Here is a 10,222-nt window from a genome sequence, read left to right as displayed (position 1 = left end):
GTGACGTTATCCCCGTCCTCCTGTCACCCTCCTGTCACCGGCGATCGTAGCCTTGCGCAACGCCTTCCGAGTCGGCAGGCGTTGCCTTGCATGACGCCTTCCGGGCTTGCATGAGCGCTGGAAAGCTGGTCAGCATGCCGACCAGCTTTCCAGGTCGGTTGCGGCTGCCGGCCCGGACGCGCTTGCGCCGTTCCCGGCTACCTGCGTGGACGCGCATCCGGACTGGCCTTGCGCTCTTCCGCATCGCGGACCCAAGGGTCGTTCGCGTCGGCGTCCTCGCGAGCGTATTTGATCCAAGCGTCCTCTTTGCGCGCTTCGGCCACCCAGTCCTCCTTCGACTTCGTCAGCACGCTGCCGACGATGCACACGATGCCGCACAGGATGCCGCCCACCACAAACGCGATCCAGCTGACGGCGAAGCCGCCCTGCCCGCTGCGGATGGCGTCCTTCAGCATCCATTTGTCGAAGCCGCCTCCTGCGGCCATCTGGTCGGACAGCGGCACTATGCCCCACACCAAGAACACGATGAGGGCCAGCAGCATGATGACGCCGCAGAGTGCGCCCATGACGGATTCGGCGCGCACCGTTCGGGGCGTTTTGGTGGCGACGGTGGGAGGCACCTCGGCTCCGAGGTCTTGGCGATGCGCGATGTAGGTGAATTCGGACAGGTCGTACTTCGACTTCTGCATGCAGGTCCAGGTGATGATGCCCGCAGCTGCGGCTATCATGAGCAGAAACGCTGCGGTCACCAGGCTCTCCAGCATTTCATCGGCGGATGAGGCGCTGTTTTCGGGGGTGAGGGCAACCAGCAGGATCACCCCGGCGAAGATGAGCGCCACGCCCACGGCGATGAGGGCGGGGTAGCGGCTGCCGAAGCGGTTGAGCGTCTCGGCGGAGTAGCGCGGCTCGATGGCGGGGTTGCGGCGCTTGAACTCGCTGTGGCTCAGGCCGGCGACGATGCCCAGGGTCACGGCTGCGACCACGCACAGCATAAGAGCCGCTGCCTGCAGGTTCTCCGGCACGCCGAGGGCTTCCAGCACCTGTTGCGCGCTCACGCTGAAGATGGCGCACGCGACGCCGATGGCGACGGATGCGCTGTAGCGGTTCATGTGGCGGTCGTAGCGCTCGGTGTCGTTTTCCTTGGCAATATGGACGCTGCCGCGCATGAGGTCGTCCATGCTCACATGGAACAGGTCGCACAGCGCAAGCAGCTTGTCCATCTCCGGGTAGTTCGTGCCGGCTTCCCATTTGCTCACGGTCTGGCGCGACACGCCCAGCTGCTCGGCAAGGCCCTCCTGCGTGACGCCGTAGCGCTGGCGCAAATAGACGAGGTTTTCGGCGAAACTCATACGGGGTTCCCTTCTGTTATGCTCGGTTGCATGATACCCGAAGCGCGCCTCGGCCGCGGCGACGCCTCGCGGCCCTATGATGCCCGCGCGTCCCCGCCCGCTCCACCAACTTGGGCGCGCGTTTCGGCCTTTTTCGCGCACGCTCAGGTTGCGGGGGCGTGATCTGGGGGTTTGTGGGGACCAGTTTGCGTAATGCTGGGAACGCCGACGGGTTGGTTGCCGGGCGCGCGGGTCGGCGCGGGGCCGATTCGCTCGCATCTTGCCGACGGGCGCGAGATGAGGCGCGGCGCGGCAGCGGGCTTCGGGCCGCGAAGCCGCCCGGCTGCGGGGCGAGGTGGCGAGAAATCACCGAAGTCGGAAGGTTCGCGCCGCCCGTTGCGGACCGGCCCGCGAAGGGGAGGAGGCCGTCTTCCTGCGACCAGGCATTATGCGGGCGGCATCCGGGCGGATGCGCCCAGCGCGTGCGCGAGCCTTCCGACTTCGGTGATTTCTCGCCATTCGGAAGCGGTCCGGGCGGATAGGGCGGTGTCGACGGCGGGTCGGCGTCAGAAGAGATGCTGGTGGGAGGGGGCGACAGCGTGAGGGGTTGGCGGGAGAGGGCCGTCGGCAAAGGGCGGCTACCGACTCAGGGACGCTGCCAACGGGGGTCGCCAACGGGAGAGGCCGCCAGTAGGAGAGGGCCGCCGGCAAAAGGACGCCGCCGACGAGGAAGCGCCGGCGGCAAAGAGGCGCCGCCGACGGGAAGGGCCGCCGGCGGCGCAAGAGGGGGAGAGGGATCCCGCTTTCGATGCGCGTTTTACGCCTCAGAAGCGTCCCACGGTTCGAGGGCGCAGGCGTGGCGGGCGCCGATGCGGCCCCACACCATGTTCTCGGCGTTGTTGCCGCCCGATATGCCGTAGGTGTGCGCGGCGAAGTTGCCGAAGCAGCCGGCGGCGTACAACCGGGGAATGGGCTTGTCGTTCACGTCGAGCACCTGCGCGTGCTCGTTCTTCTTCGGGCCGCCGAGCGTCGAGCACCCGCCGGGGTAGATGGGCCAGGCGTAGTAGGGAGGGTTCTCGAGGGGCAGCAGGGTTTCGGCCGGGCGGCCGAACTCGGGGTCGCTGCCCGAGGCGCAGCATGCGTTGTACTGGTCGATGGTGGCTTTGAGCGTCTCCGCGTCCATCATGCCGGGGTCCACTTTCCGCATTTCCTCGACAAGCCCTTCAACGGTGTCGGCCGTTTTGAGCCATCCGCGTTCAAGCTCGGCTTTGTTGTCCTGGCTCCATCCGGGGAAGCGGCCCACCTCATCGGGCAGCGCGGACGAGTACATGCCGCGGGCGAGCTTCGCCGAGGGGTCGGGGCCGAGCTGTCCTGCGTCGAAGGCGGTTTGGTCGATGATGGCCCAGGTGGGGATCAGCGGGAAGTCGCAGATCTTGTCGTCGAACCTGAGGTACTCGTGCCATCCGACGTGCGGGCTGCTGCTGGCCTTCTCGTTGCGCCAGCGCTTTCCGGTGCGGTCCACCCAGATGTAATTGTCGGCCTTGGGGCTGAGCTGGATGGCGTAGGGGTACTCCTCGTCGTGGAAGTTGGGGTTGGCGCCGCCTATCATGCAGTTCATGTGCCACAGCTGCGCGCCCACGTCCTGCACCATCTTGATGCCGTCGCCGGTGTTGTACGGCCAGCCGTAGAAGCCGAGCGCCGGGTACACTTTGAGGTGCTCGTTTTTCAGGTCCTCGTTGAACTCGAAGCCGCCGATGGTCATCATCGTGGCCTTGCGGGCCTTGATGGCGATGCGCTTGCCGTCGTAGTCGGCCCAGCAGCCGAGGATCTCCAACGTGTCGGGGTTCTGGATGAGCTCTTCGTTCTCCACGCTGAACAGCACCTCGATGCCAAGCTCTTGGCGATGGGCGTCCATGATGTCCCAGAAGTTCATGCCGTAGCCCTCGATGGCGCCGATCTCCATGGAATCCGCGCCGGGCAGGAAGGGGTACTCGCAGCTTTCGGTGTAGCGGCTGGCCAGCGTGCCCTCGTTTTGTTGCCACGGCAGGCCCCACTTCGTGGCGTACTCGCCGTTGCGCACGGCCTCCTTCGCCCAGGCGTCGGCCATGACGTCGGGCGTGAGCCCGCGGCTGAACGACTTGATGTAGGTGGCGCAGCCCTCTTCGTCCACGGGGATGGTGAACTCGCCCAGGTTGATGGCCGAGTTGCCGCCGCCGCGCACGGGCGCTTTCTCCAGGATGAGGACTTCCGACTGCCCTTCGTCGGCGGCGGTCAGGGCGGTCCACATGCCCGCCCCTCCGTAGCCGATCACCAGCACATCGGTCTCGTAGTCCCAGCTTTCGGGCATCCAGTCGGGTTGCTGCCCGGATGCGCTCTCGGCGTCGGCGGCGCAGCCGCCGAGCGCGGCCGTGGCCACAAGCCCGGCTCCGGCCGCAGCGGCCCCTTTCAGAAACGAGCGCCGCGAAACGTCGTTGGTCGTGGTGGTTCCCATAATGCTCCTCCTTGTCGTTGCGATCCCGCCGTCGGGGGGGGGGTCGCGTTCTTTAGCTGTGGCAGGTGCCGCACTCGAACACGCCGGCGTGATGGCACGAAGCGCAGGTGCTCTCCGCCTCTTCGAGCGCGGGTGCGGCCTCGTGGGACGTGTGGCAGTCGATGCAGGCAAGGCTGTCGTGGTCGGGGCTGGCCGGCAGCGCGTGCGGGTTGACGGCGGTGCCCTTGTCGTCGGCAATCGTCACGTCGGTTGTTTGGGCTGCGATGGCCTCGCGGCTGTCGTGGCAGGCCAGGCAGGCGGCATCATCGACGTCGCTTGCTTGGAGCCTGGTGGCGGGCGTGCCCGACGCGCCGTTTTTGTGGGCGGCGGTCAAGCTTTGCTCGTCGGCGTGGCAGTCGGCGCAGACGTAGCCAAGCTGCGCGTGCGCCTGCGCAAGGCACCCCGGGGCCTCGGCGGACGACGCTTCCTTTTCGTGGCATGCCGCGCAATCGGCGTCGGGCGACCAGTTTGCGGCCGTTTCTGCGCCGTCGCTTGCAGAGGCGGCTGCCGCGTCCTGGTCGGTGGATTGCGAGGATGCTTGCGGAGCGCATCCGGCGAGCGCAAGGACGCCCGCAAGGCTCAACGATGCGCCCAAGGCGATGAGTCCGACTCGGTTTCCCATGAACTTCCCTCCTCTCGTTCGTTCGCGTTCCTGCGGTGCTCATGAAACGACGCGGCAGGCGGAAGGAAAACTGCCCGAGCGGTGGATTTTCGCCGGAGCATGAGTCCTCTACCCAGGAGGTAGAGGCGGCGGGGGAAGGTAGAGGCGGGGACGAAGGAGGGGCGGGAGCAGGAGCGGGAGTGGGAACAGGGCGAAGGAGGAGCGGGAGCAGGAGCGGGGGCGGGAACAGGGGCGGGAACAGGAGCAGGAGCAGGGCGCTACGCTCCCGCGGACTCCTCTATGATGTCGAGAAGCTCCTGCTGGGAGTGGACGTTCATCTTCTGGTAGATGTGGATGATGTGGGAGTGCGCCGTGCCTTCGCCGATGCCCAGCTTGCGGGCGATGACGCTTTGCGTGCGCCCTTGGGCGAGCAAGAGGAGCACTTCGCTCTCGCGAGCGGTGAGCCCGGCGTTTCGGGACGCTTCGGCGCAGCGTTGCGCGAGCGTGGGCGTTTCGGGCGGGTTGCGCTTGGCGGGGAGCGGCAGGACTTGAGCGATCAGCCGTTCGGGGAGGATGAGCATCGTCACCACGGCGAGCGCGAACATGGCCGCGCAGACGACGAGGGTCGGATCAAGGACTCCGGACGACAGCGCGTCGATCAGGGGACCGTGTAGGCCGACGCCAAGCCCCATCCCTCCGAAATTCGCCGCCATGCCCAGTCCCAGCGTTTGCCAGGAGCGAGGGCGATGATCGTGGGCCAATCCCACGATCACGCACCAGAACAGCACGTCGAACAACTTGTATCCCGAGGCGGCGGCGAACGAGGCGAACGGCGTGTGCTCGCCGGGCAGCACAAGCATCAGCAGCAAAGATCCGAACAGCACCGGGAACGAGAGCCGGTACAAGCTCATGCGGCTGATGCGCCCCCGCAAAACGACGACGCAGAGCAGCGCAAGCGTCACGCCCGCGTTCGCCAGGTTACGCGCTGATTGGAATCCTTCTCCAGTTGCCGTCAGGAAGGGGGGCAGCGAGGTGTTGACCAGGTTGAACACAAGGGTGAATGCGAAAATCGACAGGCAGAGCCTCCCGAGGTGCGGCGGATCCGTCCAGGGGGGGGGGTGGTCTTGTCTTTGCCCTCCTGCGCGATGCTCCAGGTTCCGGCGTCAAAGCCTCGGTAAAGAAGCGCGAACGACCCCAAGGGCAGCATGACGAACGCGAGCAGTGCGGTTTCGGCGGAATCGCCGAAGCGCGAAAGGGCGGTGAGGATGGCGGCGAACAGCATAGCGCATACGGTGTGGAGGTCGGTGCGCGCAGGCGACAGCGAGGCCATCTTGTCTCCCCAAAGCGTTTGCGCAAGTCCGGCCCCTATGCCGACGAAAGAAAGGCCGATTCCCGCGGGAAGGCCCCATCCTGCTTCGATTCCCGCGTAGGTCAGAAGAACTCCCAGGATCGAAAACGCTCCCGCCGCAAGAAGCGAGAACGTGCGAACCTGCGGCGAGGGGGCCTTTCGCGAGGCGATGCACAGAACAAGGCAGGCGGCTGCTCCGGGAAGGAAAAACCAAAGCCTCTCATCCACGTTGATGGCGAGCAGACTCGGCACGGGCAGTGCGAACACAAGGGAGATCCAAGCCCGGCACAGACCGAACCCGAGAAAATCCCAGTCGAACGTGCGAGTGGAAAAAAGCGTTCGCGCTTTAGGCAAGGTGCGCATAAATCCCCATCCCCTTGATGCGGCAGAAGCGTCATCGCGCCCCATCGGCAATGGCGATGGGGGCGTTGCTTCTGCCATTATGGCCGAGATGAAGGTGCGTGGCAAATGGCGGGGGGCAGCGGACGGCAGCGCTGAGGTGCCCGCGTTTTGCCAATTACCTTGTATCATCTTGGAAAGATCGGGAAAGCTTTTGGTCGAAACTGATGAGATCCTGATGGGAATGGATGTCTAGCTTCGTATAGATGCTGCGGATATGGGAGCGTACGGTATTGCGCGAAATAAGAAGCTCTTTCTGCACGAAATTGCAGTCCCTGCCAAGCCTCAGCAGTTCGTATACTTCTATCTCGCGAGCGGTGAGCAGGTAAAACTCTTTGAGGTAATCATCGAGTTCCTTGCGCGGCAACGCGGTCTTCGTGCAGTCCGCGTCCGTTAGGTTCTCAATGGCGCCAACCGGCCTGATCCGCTCGGCCAAATCATCGAACAGGAATGCATTGCGCATGATCACGATGTAAGCGAGAAACAGAAATGCGATCACGCATAGTGGAATGGGCGACAAAATCGCAGAATAGCCAGATAGTTGAGTCGAGATGTCGCGGAATAGAAGTCCGATGAGGCTGCCCAATGCCAGGACTGATCGGCCGTATGTCAGCATGGGAAGTACCGCAGTTTCGTTCTTCGATCCCACGATGCTCAGCGCATACCAGTAGAAAACCAGGTCGTAAAGCTCGCTTCCTGCAAGGGATACGCTGCGTACAAGGCTATGGGCTTGGCCCGGGTAGGCAAGCTCGATCACCAACGCGACTATCACGAAACAAGCGCCACCTTTGAAAAGGGTGTCAGCCGAAAGCGTCGTGCGTTGTATCAGGTAGCAAACCGAGAGAACAAGAAGAGGCGCAAGTGTGAAGACGCTTAAAGGATCAATAGCGCCCGAGGCGTCTCCGCGCGAGATGTAGCCGTACACCAATGATATCACGAAGAATAGCCCGAAGAAGCTGCTATTGAGAGGGATGAACGAGAACGGATTCGTTCCGGCCAAGTTGTAAGGCGATTGGATGTTGCGGTATTTTGCGAGGACAGGGGCGGCAGACGCGGAGGCGAAGAAGAGCGCAAAGGATGCAAGGGCGATGCAGGAGAGGCCGGCTTCAAAATCGAGACGCCCCGATAAGAAGATTATTGGATGGCTGATGGCCAAGCTTGTGGCAAGCACAAAAGCGCAGGCAATGCGGTTTAGGGGCATGAGCGCGAGCGTCGCCCTGATGTCCATCCAGAAGATGCCCACGGCCATGAGGACCGTTCCTGCTGTGATAATTACAGGTGATCCCGTTTGCGCATTTGCGAAAAGGGCGGCTGCGGAGGCAATGACGAACCCCAGAGCCACTTGCGTGAATCTTTCATGCGCCACAAACGATGGGCGAATTTGGGAGACGATGGCAAATCCGAGAAATATAGCCAGTGGAAGAGCGTTTGAGCCAGCTCCTACGAGTGAGTCAAACTGAGGAAATACGGTGAAGGAGAAGACCCAGTGGTTGAAAAGTGCCAGCACGAAGACGGGCACCGATTTGACGGATGGTTTCATGCCGCCCCTCCTTTGTCCCCCTATGGTTCGCAAGCGTCTGCTCGAACAGAATAGCAGTGTCGGCTTGGATTCCCCTAGTCCTGTTGGGGTGAGGGATATGGGTGATATTTCATGCCGTCGGGAGGATCAGGAAAAGCGCTTGCAGCCGCATACTTGCGAATGCGGCTGCAAGCGGTATCGCCGCACATACATGGAATCGCAAGGAAAGGAAGGGATCATGGCAATGAACTTGAGCCGTCGCGACGCACTGAGGGCGGCAGGCGTTTTGGGGGGCGGTGCCGCGTTGGCGGCTCTTGCCGGATGCGCGCCCACCAACATGGCGGGAAGCGCAGGTGATGGCAAAGCAGGATCCGCCACTCAGGGTGGTGATTGGTTGGGGGAGGCGCCTGCCGTTTCGAAAAAGGACTGCACGGCGACGTTCGAATCGGATGTGGTTGTGCTTGGGTCGGCCGTGGCCGGCTCTTTGGCGGCCCTTGCCGCCGAAGACGAGGGGGCGCAGGTGACGGTGCTGGAAAAATGGTCGTCATTTCACTACGGTGGTTTCGGAGCTGCATTTGTCAATTCGAAGTACCAGCTTGAAAGGGGATTGCCCGAGTACGATCCGCAGGAGATCCTCACGGACATCAATCGCAGCCTGTGCTACCGTTGTGATGCGAAGCTATGGGCGTTATGGGCGTTTCACAGTGGCGAGATCCTGGACTGGTTGGTCGAAAAGGTGCTTGCCGACAGTGGTATCGCCATTACGGCCAAAGGATTTGGTTTTGAGGATCGCACCAGCGAGATCAGTCCGTTCTACGACACGGTTGTGGAGATTGGCGATCCGGAGGTGGGCGATAATTATCGTGAATTCGTCCAAACGTTGCACGACTACCTGATGGGGGTTGGCGTCGAGTTCAAGTTTGAAACTCCGGCCGTCAAGCTCGATCAGGACGAAGCAGGACGTGTGGTGGGCGTGATCGCCCAGAATGCGGCCGGCGATTATGAGTACTATGCCGCCAAAAAAGGGGTGGTGGTATGCACCGGTGGATTCGGGCACAACGACGATATGATAGATGAGTTTTTTAGTCCGCGCATTGCTCGCTTCTTGAGGGAGCAGAACTGGTACAACGGTGTCATGCAGACTGACAAGACGCCCGAGATCCCGCTCGATACAGGCGATGGTCACAAGATGCTTTGCTGGGCAGGTGCGCAGATGGAGGAGAAGACGCACCCCTACAACTCATGGCCTACCAGTCCGCTATGTGGTGTGCCCGTACTCATGGTGAATCAGCGTGGTTATCGATTCCTGAACGAGGCGACCTCGTTTCTGAACATACCGCACGTGGTTGCCGAACAGCCGGGGGACGATCTGGCATATTGGAAGATTTTGGACCAGGCTTCGCTTGACGGAGAGTTGCCCAGCGCCTTCAACGGCGTTATGCCGAAGGGGGCCGTGGATGTGAGTACCACCGAGCTCAAGGCTGATACGCTTGAGGAGCTTGCGGAGCAAATGGACATAGATCCGGATGTGCTCAAGGCTACGGTGGATCGTTACAACGAAATGTGCGCGAACGGGTTCGACGAAGATTACGGCAAGCTTCCCAAGTACCTGCTCCCTGTCTCGACGCCGCCGTTTCATGCAGTAAAGGAGACGCTTGTGTGCGCCGTGACCATGGGCGGCGTGAAATGCGATGGTGATTTGCGCGTGGTTGACGCCGACGGCGCCCCCATTCCCGGCATTTATGCGGCCGGCAATACAGTCGGACGACGTTTCGGCTGGTCGTATGAGGCAAGTCACATTGGTTTGACGAATTCCTTGGCTATAGTTCACGGCTACTTCGCCGGCAAAAACTGCGCCACCTCTTAGATGTCTTCGAAGACGGCGTGTCTTTTTGGCAAAGTTTCGAAAAAGATGGAATGGTGCGGGCGTTTTGCGGCGGGACGCCCGCACCGCTGGAAGGCGGAATGCGCGACGAGGCGCGATGACGGTCGAGTTGGAGCTGGAACGGCCGCTGCGGATGGCGATGCGAACCGGAGTTGGCGCAGGCCGCTGTGGACGGTGGCCGGTCGGAGCCGGTCCTCCCGCACTCCTTTCTGCATCTCCTTCCTCGTAGCCGTTGAGTCGTTTCGTTCGCGGGCACGCCGGGCGCACACTGCGGCCTACTATGGCAGGAGGAAGCCATCACGTTGAGGGGTGCGAAGATCCCAGAGGCAGGAGAAGGCGATGAGTGTCAAGCTTGTGGCAAGCGACATGGACGGGTGCGTTCTCCGAAGCGGGAAACGTGCGGTTTTGCGCCCTCGAATCAAACGCCCCGGAGGTTTGATGGCCGGGAAGTCTTGGAGGAGGCACGCCCGAGCCGCCGGGCCGTGCTGCGGTTTCGCGCTTGGATGGGCCGCCTTCGAATCGAACGAGGTTCTTGTTGCGTATAATGGCGGCATGAAAGATTTCTCTTCGCAAAGCAGCGCGGCGGCCGCTGCCGGGCACGAACCCGCCGCC

The 10,222-nt window shown here is 62.5% G+C and carries 7 protein-coding genes; 1 reads left to right on the top strand and 6 read right to left on the bottom strand.

The window, feature by feature from the left end; translation table 11 throughout:
- Window positions 1-197: 197 nt before the first annotated feature.
- The 6 genes from ACWKY3_RS12995 to ACWKY3_RS12970 form a co-directional block, all read right to left on the bottom strand.
- Complete coding sequence (locus ACWKY3_RS12995; RefSeq protein WP_449316818.1) at window positions 198-1,349, bottom strand: helix-turn-helix domain-containing protein; 1,152 nt, start codon at window positions 1,347-1,349, stop codon at window positions 198-200.
- A 796-nt stretch (window positions 1,350-2,145) separates the two neighbouring features.
- Window positions 2,146-3,819 (bottom strand): FAD-dependent oxidoreductase, encoded by a 1,674-nt coding sequence (locus ACWKY3_RS12990; RefSeq protein WP_449316817.1) that lies wholly within the window; start codon window positions 3,817-3,819, stop codon window positions 2,146-2,148.
- Window positions 3,820-3,871: 52 nt separating this feature from the next.
- On the bottom strand, window positions 3,872-4,480 hold the full coding sequence (locus ACWKY3_RS12985) for a cytochrome c3 family protein (RefSeq protein WP_449316816.1): 609 nt from the start codon (window positions 4,478-4,480) through the stop codon (window positions 3,872-3,874).
- Window positions 4,481-4,737: 257 nt separating this feature from the next.
- Window positions 4,738-5,421 carry a response regulator transcription factor gene (locus ACWKY3_RS12980; protein ID WP_449316815.1) on the bottom strand — a complete coding sequence of 228 codons (684 nt, stop codon included), beginning with the start codon at window positions 5,419-5,421 and terminating at the stop codon, window positions 4,738-4,740.
- Between the two features lie 50 nt (window positions 5,422-5,471).
- Window positions 5,472-6,275, bottom strand: a complete 804-nt coding sequence (locus ACWKY3_RS12975; protein WP_449316814.1) for a hypothetical protein — start codon at window positions 6,273-6,275, stop codon at window positions 5,472-5,474.
- Window positions 6,276-6,324: 49 nt separating this feature from the next.
- Window positions 6,325-7,746, bottom strand: a complete 1,422-nt coding sequence (locus ACWKY3_RS12970; protein WP_449316813.1) for a response regulator transcription factor — start codon at window positions 7,744-7,746, stop codon at window positions 6,325-6,327.
- Window positions 7,747-7,963: 217 nt separating this feature from the next.
- On the opposite strand from ACWKY3_RS12970, the gene ACWKY3_RS12965 reads away from it, so the two are divergent.
- A complete protein-coding gene (locus ACWKY3_RS12965; RefSeq protein ID WP_449316812.1) occupies window positions 7,964-9,592 on the top strand; it encodes an FAD-dependent oxidoreductase in 1,629 nt (542 codons plus the stop codon).
- Window positions 9,593-10,222: the final 630 nt, after the last annotated feature.

The organism is Rubneribacter sp., from assembly GCF_965361815.1.
Note: the sequence above shows the minus strand (reverse complement) of the source record. Positions and strands in the feature narration are given on the sequence as shown.

Bases quoted from the DNA above. Each gene is read 5' to 3' on its own strand.
- ACWKY3_RS12990 (WP_449316817.1), bottom strand. From the start codon at position 3,819: ATGGGAACCACCACGACCAACGACGTTTCGCGGCGCTCGTTTCTGAAA.
- ACWKY3_RS12965 (WP_449316812.1), top strand. From the start codon at position 7,964: ATGGCAATGAACTTGAGCCGTCGCGACGCACTGAGGGCGGCAGGCGTT.
- ACWKY3_RS12985 (WP_449316816.1), bottom strand. From the start codon at position 4,480: ATGGGAAACCGAGTCGGACTCATCGCCTTGGGCGCATCGTTGAGCCTT.
- ACWKY3_RS12995 (WP_449316818.1), bottom strand. From the start codon at position 1,349: ATGAGTTTCGCCGAAAACCTCGTCTATTTGCGCCAGCGCTACGGCGTC.
- ACWKY3_RS12970 (WP_449316813.1), bottom strand. From the start codon at position 7,746: ATGAAACCATCCGTCAAATCGGTGCCCGTCTTCGTGCTGGCACTTTTC.